The 16,970-nt window shown below is 58.7% G+C and carries 13 protein-coding genes and 2 pseudogenes; 2 read left to right on the top strand and 13 right to left on the bottom strand.

Translation table 11 applies throughout. The features are described from left to right. Window positions 1-8 precede the first annotated feature (8 nt). Window positions 9-1,715, bottom strand: coding sequence for a pyridoxal phosphate-dependent aminotransferase (locus AC1D1L_RS25190; protein WP_477344093.1), 1,707 nt, complete (start codon window positions 1,713-1,715; stop codon window positions 9-11). A 166-nt stretch (window positions 1,716-1,881) separates the two neighbouring features. Between AC1D1L_RS25190 and AC1D1L_RS25185 the strand changes: the two genes are divergently transcribed. Then, window positions 1,882-3,189 carry an alkaline phosphatase family protein gene (locus AC1D1L_RS25185; RefSeq protein ID WP_477344092.1) on the top strand — a complete coding sequence of 436 codons (1,308 nt, stop codon included), beginning with the start codon at window positions 1,882-1,884 and terminating at the stop codon, window positions 3,187-3,189. 38 nt (window positions 3,190-3,227) lie between these two features. Here AC1D1L_RS25185 and asnB read toward each other — a convergent pair whose 3' ends face one another. The 8 genes from asnB to AC1D1L_RS25145 all read right to left on the bottom strand — a co-directional run bounded on the left by asnB (window position 3,228) and on the right by AC1D1L_RS25145 (window position 12,499). Next, entirely contained in the window at window positions 3,228-5,120 is a 1,893-nt protein-coding gene (asnB, locus tag AC1D1L_RS25180) for an asparagine synthase (glutamine-hydrolyzing) (RefSeq protein ID WP_477344091.1), read from the bottom strand. A gap of 32 nt (window positions 5,121-5,152) precedes the next feature. After that, the gene (locus tag AC1D1L_RS25175) at window positions 5,153-6,067 is read right to left on the bottom strand and encodes a class I SAM-dependent methyltransferase (RefSeq protein ID WP_477344090.1); all 915 of its coding nucleotides are present in this window, start codon (window positions 6,065-6,067) and stop codon (window positions 5,153-5,155) included. Window positions 6,068-6,097: 30 nt separating this feature from the next. Further along, the gene (locus AC1D1L_RS25170; RefSeq protein ID WP_136617683.1) at window positions 6,098-6,697 is read right to left on the bottom strand and encodes a CDP-alcohol phosphatidyltransferase family protein; all 600 of its coding nucleotides are present in this window, start codon (window positions 6,695-6,697) and stop codon (window positions 6,098-6,100) included. Further along, on the bottom strand, window positions 6,694-7,512 hold the full coding sequence (locus AC1D1L_RS25165) for a phosphocholine cytidylyltransferase family protein (RefSeq protein WP_477344089.1): 819 nt from the start codon (window positions 7,510-7,512) through the stop codon (window positions 6,694-6,696). Before AC1D1L_RS25165 ends, AC1D1L_RS25170 begins: the two co-directional genes overlap by 4 nt. Window positions 7,513-7,542: 30 nt before the next feature. Beyond that, complete coding sequence (locus AC1D1L_RS25160; protein ID WP_477344088.1) at window positions 7,543-8,733, bottom strand: aminotransferase class I/II-fold pyridoxal phosphate-dependent enzyme; 1,191 nt, start codon at window positions 8,731-8,733, stop codon at window positions 7,543-7,545. A 45-nt stretch (window positions 8,734-8,778) separates the two neighbouring features. Beyond that, the gene (gene aepX / locus AC1D1L_RS25155) at window positions 8,779-9,687 is read right to left on the bottom strand and encodes a phosphoenolpyruvate mutase (RefSeq protein ID WP_202330552.1); all 909 of its coding nucleotides are present in this window, start codon (window positions 9,685-9,687) and stop codon (window positions 8,779-8,781) included. 495 nt (window positions 9,688-10,182) lie between these two features. Then, window positions 10,183-11,238, bottom strand: a complete 1,056-nt coding sequence (locus tag AC1D1L_RS25150) for an LLM class flavin-dependent oxidoreductase (RefSeq protein ID WP_477344087.1) — start codon at window positions 11,236-11,238, stop codon at window positions 10,183-10,185. A 250-nt stretch (window positions 11,239-11,488) separates the two neighbouring features. After that, entirely contained in the window at window positions 11,489-12,499 is a 1,011-nt protein-coding gene (locus AC1D1L_RS25145) for an SDR family oxidoreductase (protein ID WP_477344086.1), read from the bottom strand. 7 nt (window positions 12,500-12,506) lie between these two features. Here AC1D1L_RS25145 and AC1D1L_RS25140 point away from each other — a divergent pair. After that, a pseudogene (locus tag AC1D1L_RS25140) lies at window positions 12,507-12,617 on the top strand (SDR family oxidoreductase); the annotation flags it as partial. A 135-nt stretch (window positions 12,618-12,752) separates the two neighbouring features. Here AC1D1L_RS25140 and AC1D1L_RS25135 read toward each other — a convergent pair. From AC1D1L_RS25135 to AC1D1L_RS25120, 4 genes and pseudogenes are all read right to left on the bottom strand, one after another. Then, window positions 12,753-13,126, bottom strand: a pseudogene (locus tag AC1D1L_RS25135) (SDR family NAD(P)-dependent oxidoreductase); the annotation flags it as partial. A 183-nt stretch (window positions 13,127-13,309) separates the two neighbouring features. Continuing rightward, window positions 13,310-13,849, bottom strand: coding sequence for a nuclear transport factor 2 family protein (locus AC1D1L_RS25130; protein ID WP_477344085.1), 540 nt, complete (start codon window positions 13,847-13,849; stop codon window positions 13,310-13,312). Between the two features lie 211 nt (window positions 13,850-14,060). Then, window positions 14,061-14,306 (bottom strand): ferredoxin, encoded by a 246-nt coding sequence (locus tag AC1D1L_RS25125; protein ID WP_436247819.1) that lies wholly within the window; start codon window positions 14,304-14,306, stop codon window positions 14,061-14,063. Between the two features lie 38 nt (window positions 14,307-14,344). Next, on the bottom strand, window positions 14,345-15,562 hold the full coding sequence (locus AC1D1L_RS25120) for a cytochrome P450 (RefSeq protein ID WP_477344084.1): 1,218 nt from the start codon (window positions 15,560-15,562) through the stop codon (window positions 14,345-14,347). Between the last annotated feature and the right edge of the window lie 1,408 nt (window positions 15,563-16,970).

Raw genomic sequence — 16,970 nt, 5'->3', positions numbered from 1 at the left:
CGCAAATGTCACGTCAGGGCGTCGGTCTCAGAGGTCGTTGAGCGGCTTAAGGTGCGCTGCAGAGCTTTTGCCAGCCTTTCGTTTTCCGTCCGACTTCGAACCGTCAGGCGCAGATATCGATCTGCGTCGTTCATGGCTTGATAGCCGCATTCTCTTACGAGGACGGATTCGAACAGCACAAGGCGGCGCTTGAGCTCGGCAGCGGATAGCGAATTTTCAGGCAGCCGGCACAAGATGAAATTCGTCTGCGAAGGCACGACCTCGAGGCCCGGTACCGTCCGCAGCTCCTCAATGAACAGTTCTCTATCTTCTCGCAACATCTCTAGACTGTCTTCCAGTTCCTCTGCGAATTCGGGAAGCAGGAACAGTGTGTATTCCGCAATACCGCTAATGTTCCACAGCGGCAGTTTCCGGCGCACGGCGGCAACGAGGGCGGGATCGCCAGCCATGAGGTAAGCGAGCCGAATTCCGCCAAGTCCGAAGACCTTTCCAAGGCTCTTCACCACGATCAAATTGTCACAGGACGGCACCAGATTCTCAACGCTGTTTGATCGGCCATCAGCGGGAAAATCAATAAACGATTCATCCACGATCAGCCGCCGCCCGCGAGATCCTAGGGCCTCCGCCAGCCATGCCACGTCAGCATGATCAACAAGTCGACCGGTCGGATTGTTTGGATTTACAACGATTGCCGTATCCGCGCCTGTCGCCATTACGAATTCCAGGAAAGCTCGAACGTCGAGATCGAAATAGGGCGGGGTGAGGACGAAGTTGTTCTTTTGTTCGTCATCGAGAGGTGTTTGAAAGCCGGCGAACGTCGGCACGGGAATCGCGATTGTTGGGTTCAGCGTTGAATAGAGCGCCTGGATGAGGTCGGTCACCCCGTTTCCGACTGCAATAAAGTCCGGCTGCTGCGAGGTCATCGTGCCAACAACTGAAGCGATATCGATCTGCTGAGAAGGATAGCATGTCAACACGCCTTCGAGCCTCGCCGCCAGCCGATCGTAAAAAGTCTTGGGAGGGAAGCGGGTATTGCAAAGAAGCATGTGCTCGGCGATTGGCTTGCGCCAATAACCTCCGACGCTCGTTTCCAGACGCCGCAGCACGTTCTCCTTGTCACACCGAAATTCCGCGATGGATGCGTCGACACCGTCGCAAATATCGAGCAGCTTGGAGCCGGCAGTCAGCACATTGTCAGGCAACGCTACGTCCAGCTGGGACAGGCCCGCGACTAACCTGCTGAAGGCCTGATGCAGAGATGCCGCGGCGCGGCTTTCGGCCAGAAGATTGCGTAGAACATCAGCACTCAATCGATAAATCCCGGTCGGCGCGTCGGGCCGCCAAGCGGAGCCGCGCAAACCCTTGTTGGTATTGATACCGTCAAGAACCTCACTGTCGAAAAGCGGTGTTCCCCATATCAGGAGAGTATCGCCATCATGTTGGCGGAACTTCTCAATGAGATCGCCGTCATGCGCGTCGTGCCACGAAAGCGTATTTGTGCTGTCCTGCAGGCGGAACCCATCGAATGTGCCGCTGCTCAAGTTTTCAACGAGAGTGACATCTTCAATGCCGTTTTCGACACAGGCGTTGACGAGACGGTCCAAGAGCGGCTGACCGTTGATAGGAACCAACGGTGCATCGTAGCTGCCACTCCACAGATGTATTTTTGGCCCTGCGAAATCGAGGATAAAAATAGCACGGGTCGTATCGGCCATCTCGGACTCCTTTCTTCTGAAGGAAGCAAAAAGAGCGCGTAGAAGCGCCCATTCCCAAAATCAAAACGACCCACTGGCGCTCGAAGTATCCCGTGATGCGTTCATACCGGCGTCATCCGAAGCCTATAGGGGGCTTTGGTTTCGATCGGTCTCTTCCAGGTGCAACATGACCCACACCAATCCATCCAGGCCTACCGCTCGTTTTCAGACGCCTGCCTCGATAAGGCCGCGCGCTCCTACGAAAGCGATTCTGATCCTCATGGACGGCGTAAGCGCGGACTATTTCGAAAAGCACAAACATCGGTTGCCGACGCTTCTTCGTTTGGCAGGAGACGGTCTGTCCATCACTCGCCTGCGCTCAACGGTGCCGGGAACGTCGATGCCGGGGCGCGCAAGCATGCTAACCGGCGCGGCGCCTCAAGCGAACGGGATCTACGGAAACCACATTGTGCGAGATGGCTCGTTTGTCTGCGCCGACGCGTCTGATCTGCGGGTTCCGACCATTGCAAAGCTTGCCAAAAATAGCGGGCTTGATGTCGCGTCCATCGGCGCTGGGTTGATCGACCCAGCCGATTGCGATGTCTTCGTGCCGGCCTGGTGGGAACGAGGGTTTCTCCAGGGAAGCCGGTCATTTAAGAGCCTGCCCGAAAACCGCATTGCTCGCTCGCGCATGATCAAAGATCCAAATGGACGGTTGCGAGCCGCTGGCGTGCTCGATCTCTTCGGCTTCCCGTCCAGTAGGGACACCGTTGCGAGCACTCCTCTCGTTGCGGGCCTGGCCGCGGATCATCTCATGATCGGGGCTGCAGGAGCGCTGGCTTGCTCGGAGAACCCGCCTGATCTCATTTTGACCGAGATCGACATGACGGATTCGATTCAGCATCAGTTCGGATACGAAAGCGAGGCGGCACATTGGTCTATCGCCGCGGCCGACATGATGATTGGCGCTCTCATCGAAGGACTGAGGCGAGTCGGGCGGGAAGACGATTACGCGATCGTAGTCGCAAGTGACCATGGACATAGCGCCGTCCACACAACCATTTATCCGGATGCGATCATCCCTGACTTGCTTTGGGAAAGTGAAGGAGCGACGCTCCATGTCCTGGTTGGCGGAGCTCATGACCGCAGAATCGCAGACGGACTGTTGGCGCGCTTCCAAGTGGAGCCGTGGTCGAGCGACCATGTTCCGGTAAATGAACGTGATTGCATAGCGACCTATGTCGCACCTCCTGGACACTCCTTCGAGGAGACCGTTGGAGACACGCAAGAAGCTGGCCCGACGGGCAGACCTCGATACTTGTCCACCCACGGTTTTCGACCGGGCAGCGCGGAGGACGATCGGATATGCCTGTTGAGCATCCCTGGAATGCAACCTTGCAATATTGCCTGGGGCTCCGCTGAAGAGTTCACGCCAACCATTGCTCAGATCTTGGGATTGTCCGACGCCCCGTTTTCGGCAAAGGGTCTTCTGTAAAATGCCCGCAAGCGACCGCCTGCGGGCTCGCATATTCGTCATGAGAATACCTCTTTGAAGAATATCCCAAGGTTGGCCAACAGCCAGAACTTCCGGCCAAACGAGTCTGAAGGATTTCGTCGTCCGGCCTCGAACCAACGCCGCAAAGCAGCAGGATCGAACAAATCTCCCAGTGGAGAGTCCTTATCAAACAGCAGCCTTCGATATTCCGTTGCTCCCTCGCCAACGGCCCACTGACCCAGTGGCAGCGGAAATCCCATCTTTTTGCGAGATAGAACAGATCTGGGCAAGACGCTCCGGTATTCCCTTCTTAAGGGGAATTTTGAGACATCGAGACGTTCGCTGAAGGAAGCAACCGGATGCCACAGTGCCTGGACCGAAGCGATTGGAGACCTCCACCTCAATCGCTGTGAGCCGGGCATCGCCATTGCGGCGGTAACGAGCTGGTGATCGGTATAAGGAACGCGAGCCTCAAGCCCAGCTGCCATTGTGGTGTTGTCAACCATTTCCAGCAATGCGGGCAAATGCGTAGAGACGAGAACATATGAGATCTTGCTAAAGAAATCTCCGCCGGCCTCTGCAAATTGAGTCGAGAAGTGATCGAACAGAGCCATCTCGTGCTCCCTTCGTATCCGGCCATCGATAGCAAGCGAGCGGATTTCATCGGTCGGGAAGTAGCTGTAGCGCTCCAGGAAGAACTGCAGCTGACTGCAATGGACGCCGAGTCCGAGGCGTCGGCGTGCGATCTGGGCAAGAGCAGGTGGCAATGCGGCGATGATCTTGCTTCGATTGTAATCATACGGCGTACGGAACAATCGGCTGTAGCCAGCAAAAATCTCATCGGCACCCTCGCCGGTGAGGACGACCTTATGCTCCTTCGAAATCGCCTTTGCGAGCGTAAACATTGCGGTTTCGTTATGCATCCCAAGCGGATGTCCGCGCAGGCGCACCAGCTCCGCTACGGCGTTGACATCGGATGGTTCTCCAATCGGGACGACCCGGTGAGTGAGCCCGAATTCTGCTGCGACCTCCATCGCATAGGCCGTCTCGTCATAATCGGCGGGCTCGACCTTGCCGGTATAGCAGATCGGACGGATTTGGGAGCGGGTGGACGCCTCATAGGCGAGGATGCTCGAGTCAAGTCCACCGGACAACAATGCGGCGACCGGTACGTCGGACACCAGCTGACGCTGAACGGCGCTTCCAAATAGTCTCCTTATGTCGGAATAGTCCGGCTTCGATCGCGAAATGCGCTCCGACAGATTCCACCAACGTTCGGACGTGTGTCGCCCATTCCTTATTGCGAGGAGATGGCCGGGCTCTAACTTGGAGATCCCGGCGAACAGCGTCCTGGCACCGACAACCGCGCGATAGGAAAGAAAACTGAGCGCGCCGATGATGTCGGGTCCGCGTATCACGCCCGGCCAGCGAATGAGAGCGTTCGGCTGCGATGCAAAGAGAAGGCCAACATCGCAGATCGTGTAGTAAAGGGGTTTTACCCCCAAACGATCTCGGGCGATGAGAGCAAGTGAGTTCCGGGGATCGAAAAGCGCGAAGGCAAACATCCCGTCAAGGCGGTTTAAGAATGACTTTCCCCAAGCAATATAGCTAAGAATTAGAACCTCGGTGTCGGACACCGTCGAAAAGGAAAAACCCATATCCCTCAATTCAGCTCTAATTTCCCGATAGTTGAATATCTCGCCGTTGTACGTCACCACCACTCCGGTATTGTCATCGCGATAGGGCTGATTGGCGCGAGAATGAGCGTCGACAATCGACAGCCGTCGATGCGCGAATGCGACCGATTGATCAATGTATAGGCCGCTGGCATCAGGCCCGCGATGAGCGAGAGCCTCAGCGCAACGCTCAACGGCCTCAGCACAAACGGGTGTTCCCTCGTTTTTGAGGACTATCCCAAAGATTCCGCACATTGGGGTCGCTCTCTTGGCACGAATAACGCCGACTACGTGCTCGGCTTTTCGCCGATCATCTGGATGCAGCCATCGCCGAACCAGAAGCGGGCCAGCGGGTGGTCATAATGACGGTACATCGGAGCGAGAAAGCGCCGAAGGTTATGGAAATTTTTTGTATATCTTGAGATCCTGCGGATCTTTTCGAAGCCGCACTCGCCATACCAGCCTCGGATTTGCACCTCTGTGAATGCGAACTCGTGATAGGTCGGCGCCTGGAAACGATCCCGGATCGTCACGAACAAATCATCATCAAAAAGACTCCGAAAGAATTCGTTTTCGCCGGGTATATATTCTTCCTCTTCGCCGTCCTTTATTCTCAACATCCAGTTGATGGCTTCGCGTGCGGTGGATGCATCCAGATTGTCAATGGAACTGCGGAATTGATCGTCGCTTTGGTAGAGTTCTCGCAAGTGATTGATGCATCGGTAAATGACGCCGTTGGCGGTGCCCATAATCGTCAAAAAGAAGCTGCCGCCGGGGCGGGTTACACGTGCAAGCTCTTCAAAGCCTTTTTTCGGATTGCTGGTGTGCGGCAAAACCCCTGCGCAATGGACAAAATCGAAACTGAAGTCGTCAAACGGCAGATCGAGCACACTGCCAGCGACCAGTTCCGAGCGCGGCCCAAATCGGCTGAGCCGTTTGCGCGCGCAATCCATCCAATCATTGCTCAATTCAAGCGAAACAACGTTTCGTGCCCCCTTGTCGAGAAACGCATAGGACGCATTCGCGTTGGACCCGCAGCCCGCGTCCAGGACATCAAGGCCGCGGAAGCTACCGGCAGGCAGGCCGAAATATTCCTCCTCGATTAGAGAGACTAACCTGTCGAATATGTGGTCGTCATTCTCCTGCTGGCGCTGGTAGCGATCAAAGACGGTGCGAGTTTCGGCCTCGAAAGAGTTTTCCATGTATTCTCTTCCCTATAGCTGCAAACTGATTCACTTTGTGAGTAAGGCGACAGATCCGGCTGCGGCGAGTGTAAGGTTGCCCAAGCGCAACGCACTGCCGGTACCTGGAAATTTGAAGTTTGAAAGATGCAGGACCGACAGCACAAACCCTGCACCGATCAATAGGTTGCCCAGGCCTTGCACCGGCAAGTGATGGTCGGCGACGAAGAGGAACGCCAACACGAAGAGATTATTGTTCAACGGCAATCCTCTGCCGAATCCGTCAGCGTCAAGTCCGAACGTCGAAAAATAGCTGAGGCGCAGAGCCCCTGATAGGATGAGGCAGTTGGCAGCCAACAATGCGGGAACGGAGAACGCGTTGAAGGACAAAATCAGAACCGCTGGAAAGACGGCTGCGTAGACCAAATCAAGCAGCCCGTCCAACGCGCCACCCAGCTGTGCCATCAAAGCGGACCGGTTCGGGGAACTTTTCGCGACCATGCCGTCGGCATCATCTGCCAAAAGAGCCCACAAGCCGAAACAGATGCCAATCTCGAAGCGCCCGATCAAAGCAAAGTAGATCGCCGTGGTGGCCAAGATCAGCCCAAGGGCCGTAATGGCATTTGCAGCGTCGAACAGATAGCGGATCATCCTCCTACCCCCGCCACGGTGGCCGCCGCGTCGGCCCTATGTCTGTGAGGTCGCTCGAAGGCGAAAATCCTTTCCGCTACCCGCAGGTCCTGTTCACTGTCGATCTCGTACCATCGCAAATCGTCACATCGCGCCGCGGCGAGTTGCAGTCCGCGCTGCTCGATGAGATGCGCGAGCACCTCCTCGGTATAGGCTTTGATTGCGCCCGAGCCGATCAGGTCGTGGAGGACCGGGACGATCGCCGTTTGGAGTTCGGCGCCAGAGAACCGGATGAGGTTCATCATCTTGAAGAGCACCGGGGTGCCTGATACCAGATTTGCCGCCGTCTGCTTCAACCGGACTTCGGATATGAAGCCGTTGCTGGAAAGGACGGCCGCGGACCCTTCCATGGATGGATCGAACGGCGCGACCGCGGCGGCATTGGCCGCCTCCACCCTGATCAGGTGGCGCAGCGCATCTTCTTCGAAGAAGACGTCACCTTCGAGGAGATAACAGTCGCCGGAAAGAAGCGTGTCGCGTGCCAGCCAGAGCGAGTAGGCGCTCCCTGTCTTGTCGAAGACCGAGGACTCGACATAGTTGATTTCAAGTCTGCCGAAGCGTTCGCCACAGGCATGGCGAATGGCATCCTTGCGATAGCCGACAACAATCGTCACCTCTTCGACTCCCACCGCCTGAAGGTTCCACAGTGCATTGTGAAGTATCGGTGTGCCGTTGACTTCGACGAGGGGCTTGGGACACAGATCGGTCAGCGGACGCAAGCGGGAGCCGAAGCCGGCAGCGAGAATGACGGCTTTCCTGGGAGCAGCGGGAGGCATCTCATTCACCTCTTTCGTTTTGTTGCGGTGTCATTTCCAGGCGTTGAGGAATTCGACGAGCCGGGCCAGGCCGGTCGCGAGTTTTTCAGATGGAATTCCATAGGACAGGCGCAGGCAGGCGGGGTCACCGAACGCGGCGCCCGACACAGCTGCGACGCCAGTTTCGGCAAGCAGAGCCGTCACGATATCGTCGGCTGTCGTTGAGGCGCCGTCTTCCGATGCCGATCGCAGCAGATGGGAAAGGTCGAGATAGAAATAGAAGCCGCCTTGCGCCCTGGCGACCGGGACACGCGTCAACGAAGCAAGCACGTCAAGACCCACCCGTCTGGCGCTTGTGAGGCGTGAACGCAGCTTGCCTTCATAGTCCGATCCATCCCTTTGCAAATGGGCGAGTACCGCGTGCTGGGCAATTACGTTTGGATTCGAGGTAGTGTGCGATTGCAGGGCCTTGACGGCATTGATCACCTCTTTTGGACCCGCCAGATAACCGATGCGCCAGCCGGTCAATGCCAGTGATTTGCTGAAGGAATTGACGATCAGCGCGCGTGCTCGAATTTCGGGAGCGACCGAGACGATCGGATGGTGGGTATGACCCCCGTGCACGAAGTCGCCATAGCACTCGTCGAAAATGATCCACAGGTTGCGGCTGACCGCCAATTGAGCGATGGCCATCAGGGTCTCAACATCGTAGACCGCACCGGCCGGATTGCTGGGCGTGTTGATGACGATCGCCCGCGTGCGCTCGGTGACTGCGTCCTTGATGTGCTCGGGGCGCGGGACGTAACCGTTGGATTTGGTGTCGACGAAGACTGGTGTCCCGCCGGCGATTAGCACCTGGGCCGGAAACGTTGTCCAGTAAGGCGCCGGGATGATGACCTCGTCGCCCGGGTTTAGCAGCACCATTGCGGCATTGAACAAGGCCTGCTTTGCTCCGGACGTCACGGCAACTTCCTCGGCCTTCCAGATCTGTCCGGTATCGAGGGAGATCTTCCGCGCCAGTGCCTCACGCAGCTCCACCATGCCAACCGTATCGGTATAGCGATTGACGCCCTTATTGATGGCGTCGATCGCGCCGTTGCGAATCGTGGGAGCAAGCTCGCTCCAGATCTCGCCGGCGGTCAGATCGATGATCTCCTTGCCGGCATCGGCCGCCGCTTTTGCGGCAGCGCGCGCCGCGGCGGTACCCGATGTGCCAAACAGGTTTGTCCGATGCGCAAGCATGTGCGCTCCCGTTTTCGTTTGCTTTCAAAAGACGGGCTGGGCCTGCTACCGCACGCCGGTCGCCGTCTGCGGCAGATACTTCTCTTCCGCCGCTGAGAGTTCCTGGTAATTGAGCAGATCGAAGAGTTCATCGAGGGTCGCCACCTCGTCCTCGATACCGGCGATACTTTCTTCGCGGAGGATGCGGTCGCAGACCTGGCGCATGGCCGATATCGCCGCGCGCATGTTGTGGTTCGCCCAGATGACCGTGGAGATTCCGGCCGCCCGATACGCGGAGACCGGTGTGCGGTAATATTTCGTAGGCACGATCACGACCGGAAGGCGGTTCTGCCAGGCGCGCGTGAAGGCGAAAATCTGCTCAGCGTTGGACTTGCGGGAATGAATCAGAATAGCATCGGCGCCGGCCTCAGCGTAGGCTTGTGCTCGCGCCAGCGCCTCATCCTCTCCGCGGCCGGCGATGAGCGCCTCGATCCGGGCGACCAGAACAAACTCCGCATCCGGCACTTGGTCCTTCACCGCCTTAAGCCGGCCGCAGAACTCGGGAATATCGGCCAACGGGTGCCGATCACCGATGAACGAGTTCATTTTCGGGAACGCCGTGTCCTCGATACATATGCCGCTCGCGCCATGTTGGCGCAGCTTGCGGGCGACCAAACGGGCATTGTTGAAGTTCCCGAACCCGCTGTCCCCGTCGACGAGGACTGGAATGTCCACCGTGTCGGAAATTCGCTCAACGACATCGACGAGTTGGGACCAGGAAGCTTCGTTCGCATCTCGATATCCGAGACTGGATGAAATCGAGAGGCCGGACGCCCAGAGCGCCTTGAAGCCAGCGCGCTCGGCAATCGCCGCCGAAAGGCCGTCATGAGCCTCCATTGCGAAGGCGAGTTCACTGGACGCGATCATTCGGCGCAAGCTCTCTCGCGTCTGCGCACCAGACTGCCTCTCCACCATGCGGTCTCACCTCCACCGACGCTGTCCAGCCGACAAGCCTGTCATCGCTGCCGACGAAGTACTTTCAGAGGCGAACCGCTCTGCCCACCGATCGGCGATCTGCCACTGTCGTGCACACATACAGAATCAATGAAGCAAGGCGCGTGCCGAATTGGCGAACCACCTGCGCCGCACCAGTTCTCCATACCGGCGGGCCAGGTCCCCTCTCGACATTTGTCGGGCTTCCGACATCCTCGTCCAAGTTCGGACACAAGAGGGGTAGCGGGAGTGGCTATTCGTCTACGCCATGGCGGCCGTTCCGAGGCTGCCGATCGACGGTCTCAAGCGAGATGGCCAGGGAGCGGAAGACCGGCGGTCCGTGCAGGCAAGGAGGGACGACGTTGGTCTTCGATCCCGGTGATCGCCAGTCGGCTTGATTATTTATCCATGCCTCATGGACGAAGTGTCGAGCATCGGCATGCGAGATTTCAGCTCCCCCAGTGGCCGTTCCGAACTTCAAGCCTTGACGTGACCAAGCGACTTGTTGATCGCTGGAATGATCTTGTCTCCCCAGAGCTCAATCTGGCGTAGCATCGTCTTTTGGTCGAAATCTCCCAATTGGGTCTGAATTGCGATCTGGTCCGGCTCCAGGATACTTATCTCTTCCAGCAGGCGATCGATGACGCGACTTACGCTGCCGATCGGCAGGTTCTGGCGCATGGTCTCGAACGACAGATCCTGCTGCGTCGGTGTTTCCTGCAGCAGATAGCCGTCCCGGCTCTGCTGGCGGCGCTGATGAAGTGCTTCAGATAGCCGGCGCTGGAAGCGGGCATTGTCGAGATAGCTGTCGATCTCCGCCTGATCGTCGCTGGCATAGCAGCAGCGCAGAAGCCCTATCTTGGCGGCGGTGACATCCTTACCCCGCGAGGCCGCTGCTGCCTCGATGGTCTCACGCAGCGTTCTTAAGTTTTCCAAGCCGTTGTGGAACGCCGTGACGAAAAGATTGTGGCCCTCACGATAGGCCCGGCACATGCTTCGCGCGGACCCGCAGGCGATCCAGATCGGTGGGGCTGGCCTTTGGATGGTGCGCAGCGAAATCGCCGTTAAAGGTATCTTCTCATACTGGCCATTGTGCTCGAAGACCTTCTGGTTAAGGCCCTTGAGAAGGATATCCAGGTATTCCGCAAACACGGCCGGCGCCTGATCGACATCGACGCCGAAGCGCTCGAACTCGAACTGCTGGTATCCCGAGCCGACGCCGAGTTCGAGGCGGCCGTTCGAAACGATATCGGCAAAGCCGATCTCGGAGAGCAGGCGCTGCGGTTGATATAGCGGCAGCACACACACACCGGTGCCAAGGCGAATGGTGCTCGTAAGGCCAGCACAGTGCGCCACCATCATCAAGGGCGAGGGAACCAGGCTGTAATTGTTGAAGTGGTGCTCGGCGAACCAAGCGGTGTTGAAGCCAGCCTGCTCCGAAGCGATTGTCTGTTCAATGGAGTTACCGATGACGCTGTCGCACGATTGATGATAGCCTCGCTGGGCCGCCAAGATGAACGTCGCGAATTCCATGGCGTGTCCCTCGTTTACACAAAGTGGCCAATCAAGCCTTCGACTTGTGCCGATTGCGGGTGGGCCGCGGTATCGATGCGGCCTGGCGGCGACGTAGTCGACGATCTTGCGCAAAGCCGCTTATCGTTCGGCAGCCGCAGGCAAGCGCCAAAACCTGGCTAGTCATTCGACCCTGATGACGAGTTTTCCGTCACCGATGAAGACGATCACTTGGCAAGCCGCGCTTGGCACGTTCCATGCAGCCGCAGTCTCAATCCTCGAACCTCGTCGGCTTCGACGAACCGCAACCCGTCGCCGGCGAACATTCCGTTGGATTTTCTTGATCGGTTGGCTGGGCGTTTCGCGCGTCAGCCAACGAGGTCAAGCCGCCGTCCACGTAGAGGGTCGAGCCGTTTACGTATGAGGCATCAGGCGAGGCCAGAAAGAACACTGCCTCGGCGACGTCTTCGGGCTCTCCCATCCGCCCCATCGGGATGCGCCGTTTGATCGCTACGGAATCGATGCAGCCGGACTCGACCAGCTGAGCAATGTCAGGCGTACGGATATAGCCAAGAGCGACGGTGGCCGTTCGGATGCCGACCGACCCGAGTTCGGCCGCCATGCACCGGGTCAGAATGTTCATACCCGCCCTGGACGCCCCATAGGCATGGCGCGGCACGAAGGGCAGGAAACTATTGATCGATCCAAGATTGAGGATTACGCCGCCGGCGTCCATCGACTTGATCGCCTCGCGCGCGCAGGTGAAGGTGCCGGTGAGATTGACGTCCAGCACCCGCTCGATCTGTTGCGGGATTTCGATCCCTCGCACAAACGTATCGGCAATAGCAGCACAGTTGACGAGGACCTCGATGCAACCGAAGCGCCCCCGTATTTCCTCGAACAGCGCCACCACGTCGCTCTCGACCGCCAAGTCGACGGATTTCGCCACGTGCCTGCCGCCCAGCAAATCAGCGAGTTCTGCCGCCCCAGCACCATCTTTATCAGCAATCACGACTGTGTCGGAGTTCGCGGCAAAGCGGCGAACGACGGCGGCGCCTATACCGTTCGCGCCGCCCGTCACGACCACTGTGCGCGCGCCAGTTCGTTCGGCCGGCCGGAAGAGTTCGGCTCGAGGCGTCTCGTCGACCGGCGGGTGCGCGTCGCCCGGCTGGTTGAACGACATCCAACCGCCGTCGACCGTCAGCACCGATCCTGTGATGTAGCCCGTCTGTGCGCTGGCCAAAAAACGCACGGCCCGAGCGATCTCGTCGGGGCGCGCCATTCGCCCCATGGGCACGCGGCGGCGCAACGCCTATGCCAGCTCGAAGGCAGGCTTGATCGCTCTCACGAGATCGCTTGCATGCGAGTGGGCCTCGCGCGGCATCCGCGTAACGGCGGTAGCGCCAGGATACGTGCGCACGCCGATGGTGGCGGAACTGGAACGTGCGGGCAAGATGGACCTCGCGGCCGTGCCGCTTGGGATTGCCGAGCACGCCCGCCAGCGAAGCGACGTTGACAATGGCAGCGCCGGGCCGCATGCGCCTCGCCGCTTCGCCGGCCATGATGAAAGGCCCGATCAGATTTGTTGCCAGCACGCGTCGGAAGGCCTCGAAACCGGTGTCGATAGTCGCAGCCATGGCGGGTCCTATCGCCGCGTTGTTGACGAGTCGATTTTCGCGAACTGCGCTTCGATGCGGCCGTATAGGGCGACAATGTCCTGTTCTCGTGAGACATCGCATTCGAGGCCCAGATGCGGATGGCCGAGACCGCCGGCCAGTTCAAGAACGCCGCTGCCAGGAAGGTCCACCGCAACGACGATGTCTCCATCGGCGGCAACGATCTCGACCAGCGCACGGCCGATTCCGCCTGCCGCTCCCGTTATGATGACGACCCGTCCTGCCTGCTTCATATGAACCTCTCCGCAGCCAGCGTCAGAGATATCGACCCGAGTCAGCCGCAAGACCGGTCGCGGACGTCCTGGTGACGGCGAGTTTCCATACTGGGTAGACGTGTTGCGTTCCGCGACCGCTCCCGCGACGCGGCTTCGCAATTGGGAGCCTTGGAAAGCATTGTGGTGACATGCATGGCATTTTCATTTTGATGACGAGCTGCGGCGCTTCCTGAGCGCGTAAACCGGGTCATTGGGATGCGCTGCTCCGATCGGTTGCCGCAAGCCGAACCGTTCTGCCTCGGGGACCGCTGGTGGGATCTGCTCTTCGATCCAATCGTAAACGACGGTCCGTTCGGCAATGCGCCACGCCCCTTCCCTCTTGTGAAAAAGATCGCAGTAACGGCCGCAGAGAAGCACCTGGCGTGCTTCTCCGTCATTGTCTGGTCCGCGTTGCAGCGCGGTGAAATAGCTTTCGACCACGGCCTCCGACGGGTCGATGAATTCGATCAAGACGTTCGTGATCTGGTGGATTAAGCGCGGTCCGGTTTTGAAGAGACCAAGCGCAAACTCAAAGAAGCCCTCGGCTGAGCCGCGATAGGCACCGTGATTGTCATGCGCATCGGGCCAATATGCACTGCGCAGCGCAGCCTCATCCGCGCGGTCTATGCCGCGGCAGTACCGATAAAGGCAGTCGCGGATCGCCTCGCGGTCGCGCAGTTCGGTGATTTTTGCCTGGCCCATCGCTCTGTCGCAAATTTGAGATTGGAAGAGGCGTTTCGTGCCTCTAGGTGCGTGCAAGGTCGAACCGATCGGCAACTGAAGAAGCCAGAACGGAGACGAACTTCACGTGTCGCGTGCGTGTCATTGAGGTCTCGATGCCGGAGAGGAGGTAGGCAGGGAAGCGGCCGGACATCTTGCTTTGCGGTGTGGGGCCACGTCTCGTCGATTCCACCTAAGCTTCCCCAGTTCTTGGTTGCATGGCGGCTGGTTCGAACCGCGCTGCCGAGGTGTGATCGACTTCCAGCGCACGTTCGGGGCAGGATCGCGCGCCTTGTGACGCAAGCAGTTGCTCCCCCTCCGCAACCTGAATGTCACCGGGCAGGATGTAGCCATCGTCATCAAGCTTGAAGATGTCCGGCGCTTGCGCCCAGCATCGCGCGTGACCCTGGCATTTGGCATTGTGGACGATAATGCGCATAGCGCTGCCTCCATTGTCTTGGCATGGCTCGGCGATGGTCATGACCAGTCCAGGATCAGATTTTCGATCCCGAACACATGGCCGCCACAGGTGATGGGCGCTGTACCCTCCTTGATCCGGAAGGTCGGTATGCGCGCCAGCCACTCCTCCAGGCCAATGACAATCTCGCGCCGGGCAAGGTGTGAGCCAAGGCAACGGTGGGGACCATAGCCAAAGGCGGCGTGGCGGTTGTGCTCTCGCGCCAGATCGACCGTGTTGGGGGATTCGAATTCCTCCGGGTCGCGATTTGCAATCATCGTGGCGCACGAAACATAGTCCCCCTTTCGGATCGGCGCGCCTTCGAAGTCGATATCTTTCGTAGCCACGCGGATCAACTGAATGGGCGGATAGGCCCGCAGCAACTCTTCGGTTGCGAGCAGGATGCGGTCCGGTTCGCTGCGCAGCAGTTCCTGATCCTTGAGGTTGCGCGCTAGATAAGCCAGGTCAAAGCCAATAGCTGCTGCGACAGTGTCAAGTCCCGCGACGAACACAAGCACGCCGATGCCACGGATCTCCCCGTCGGTTAGCCGGCGGCCCTCGATCTGTGCCTGCACGATGAAGGTCATGAGATCGTCGACCGGATTCTTGCGGCGATTGGTTGCAAGTTCATCGATGAAAGCCACAATCTTGCGGGCAGCCACAGGTCGTTCCACATCGTCGCCGTGGAGCAGATCTTTCGCCCAGCCGACAAATGTATCGAGTCCCTGATCCGGCAACCCAAGAAAGCGAAGGAAGATGCTGACAGTGAACGGAAAGGCAAAATCCTTCATGACGTCGCAGCTCGTGGCCGATGCGGTGATCCGGTCGATCAGGGCTATCGCTCGCTCACGGACAGCCGGTTCCAGTGCCGTCACCCGCTTGGGCGAAAGCAGCGGACTGAGCAGTGAGCGAAATGCGCCATGGGCCGGTGGATCGAGCTCAAGCGGGATCGTCGGCCAGGTTTCGCCCAGTATGGAGGAGAAGATGCTGCGATGGCTGGAAAAAGTTTCAGTGTCCTGCAGCACCTTACGCTGGTCTGCGGCGCGGGTGATGACCCAGGTGCCCCGGCCATCTTGCGTGTTGTAGGGGGAATAGAAGATCGGAGGCCCGTCATGGGCGCAAGCGACGGCTGCGTGTGGATCCCCGTTGGGCGTTGGTGGCATGCCTGGCGATGTGAACAGGCTGAAGTCTCTCACCATTTCGGGCGGGACATGATCTGGAACCGGGTTGATCGCCATTTGCATTTCTCCTGCCGTCTAACCACTAACCAGGCCGCGCGCCATCGCATCTTGGCCATCCAGCAAGCTTGTTGCCCTCTTGGCCAGACCGCTGCCTGCCCGCCAAAGAGCCGACGAGCGAAATCGTCGGAGACCCGGCGTTTTCCAGCTTCGAACGGCGAACCGGAATGAAGCTCTTGCTCCACAGCGGTTCGGGGTCGATCATCTCTTCGAGGATATCCGCAGCGCGGCACGCGAAAGACCGGTTGGCCGCCGAAGTGCTCGCCGGTCTCCTCAAGCGCCGGCGAGAGGACAGGAGCAAGCACATTCTGGTCGAACCGTATCTGCAGGTCGATCGGTGGCCATTGGCCGGTGCCGGGCGGTTGTGACGGTGACGCCAGTCACGCCGGTCGATATTGCATTCCGCGGGCAATGCCCGTTTCGGATAGAATCTGAACTGACGCTGACCTGACATGTCGTCTTCCTTCATTGCATTGAGCGCGATATCACTCACGAATGGACGCCAGTCGGTATCTCCTGCCGTCTCACATGAGAGCTTCAAAAGTCGTGCCAGCGGCGCGGAAAGAGCCCTGCAGGAGATTTTCTACATATCATTCAACAGCTTGAACGAATGCGCAGCCGCAAGCCTGGCGGAGCAAAGCCGTGTCCCGGACATGACAAACCCGACAGCAAAGTCGCGGCAGCTTCAAAATGCTCCGAGAGCACAAGGCGGCCTTTTCCGTCACCTCGGGACCGTGCCCGCCTCACGCAAGCGCGGTTCAGAAAGATCACATGGCCAGCTTGCTAATGGACGTGCTGGCTTTTTTGTACCCGTTGTCGATTTCGAAGCGGTCTCGCGAGCGTCGATAGGGCGAAGCGCGTGGGCCTGTCAGCCGTCTCAATCCTGAGAACGGAGGCCATAGGGACCCTCGTCAGGTTAACCCCGATCGACTCCTGTCCCTCGTTCCGAGTTTGAGCCCCAGATTTTCGCTTCGAATACGAGCCACGTGTTCGCCGCGCCGGCGACCCGGCGACCCTCCGGTCCGACTTCCGACATTTTTGTCCAGCTTCGGACAAAGAGGGGCGCGGCTTGATACCCATAAACGGGATCCCCTCTGCCCAGAGCTCACGATCAGATGATTATGGGCGCGCTCGCTCTCGGCGAAGGCACGGTCTTGGCCGCTCAATCAAAGAGTGTCGCTGCAAAAAACAGTGTGACCCCCAGCCTAAAAATCAAATGGCATGGCGCTTGCGTCGTACTCGGCAGAACCCATCACAAGGTGGCCAGGAGTAAGACCATTGCTGACATCGCGACGCCCCGTACAAGCGCGTAGTGAAACCGTTCTCGTGCCGCCACAAATCGAGAACGCCCGTGCTCGCGAGCGGTTTTGCCATGGCTGATCCAAGGTCGACGCAAAACGCGCGGCGC

The organism is Mesorhizobium sp. P2_D6 (genome assembly GCF_056404315.1).
The sequence above is the reverse complement of the archived record's forward strand: the minus strand, read 5'-3'. Positions and strand labels throughout refer to the sequence as shown.

Coding starts and splice junctions, on each gene's coding strand:
- AC1D1L_RS25190 (WP_477344093.1), bottom strand. CDS start 1,715: ATGGCCGATACGACCCGTGCTATTTTTATCCTCGATTTCGCAGGGCCA.
- AC1D1L_RS25185 (WP_477344092.1), top strand. CDS start 1,882: ATGACCCACACCAATCCATCCAGGCCTACCGCTCGTTTTCAGACGCCT.
- asnB (WP_477344091.1), bottom strand. CDS start 5,120: ATGTGCGGAATCTTTGGGATAGTCCTCAAAAACGAGGGAACACCCGTT.
- AC1D1L_RS25175 (WP_477344090.1), bottom strand. CDS start 6,067: ATGGAAAACTCTTTCGAGGCCGAAACTCGCACCGTCTTTGATCGCTAC.
- AC1D1L_RS25170 (WP_136617683.1), bottom strand. CDS start 6,697: ATGATCCGCTATCTGTTCGACGCTGCAAATGCCATTACGGCCCTTGGG.
- AC1D1L_RS25165 (WP_477344089.1), bottom strand. CDS start 7,512: ATGCCTCCCGCTGCTCCCAGGAAAGCCGTCATTCTCGCTGCCGGCTTC.
- AC1D1L_RS25160 (WP_477344088.1), bottom strand. CDS start 8,733: ATGCTTGCGCATCGGACAAACCTGTTTGGCACATCGGGTACCGCCGCG.
- aepX (WP_202330552.1), bottom strand. CDS start 9,687: ATGGTGGAGAGGCAGTCTGGTGCGCAGACGCGAGAGAGCTTGCGCCGA.
- AC1D1L_RS25150 (WP_477344087.1), bottom strand. CDS start 11,238: ATGGAATTCGCGACGTTCATCTTGGCGGCCCAGCGAGGCTATCATCAA.
- AC1D1L_RS25145 (WP_477344086.1), bottom strand. CDS start 12,499: ATGGCGCGCCCCGACGAGATCGCTCGGGCCGTGCGTTTTTTGGCCAGC.
- AC1D1L_RS25130 (WP_477344085.1), bottom strand. CDS start 13,849: ATGGGCCAGGCAAAAATCACCGAACTGCGCGACCGCGAGGCGATCCGC.
- AC1D1L_RS25125 (WP_436247819.1), bottom strand. CDS start 14,306: ATGCGCATTATCGTCCACAATGCCAAATGCCAGGGTCACGCGCGATGC.
- AC1D1L_RS25120 (WP_477344084.1), bottom strand. CDS start 15,562: ATGGCGATCAACCCGGTTCCAGATCATGTCCCGCCCGAAATGGTGAGA.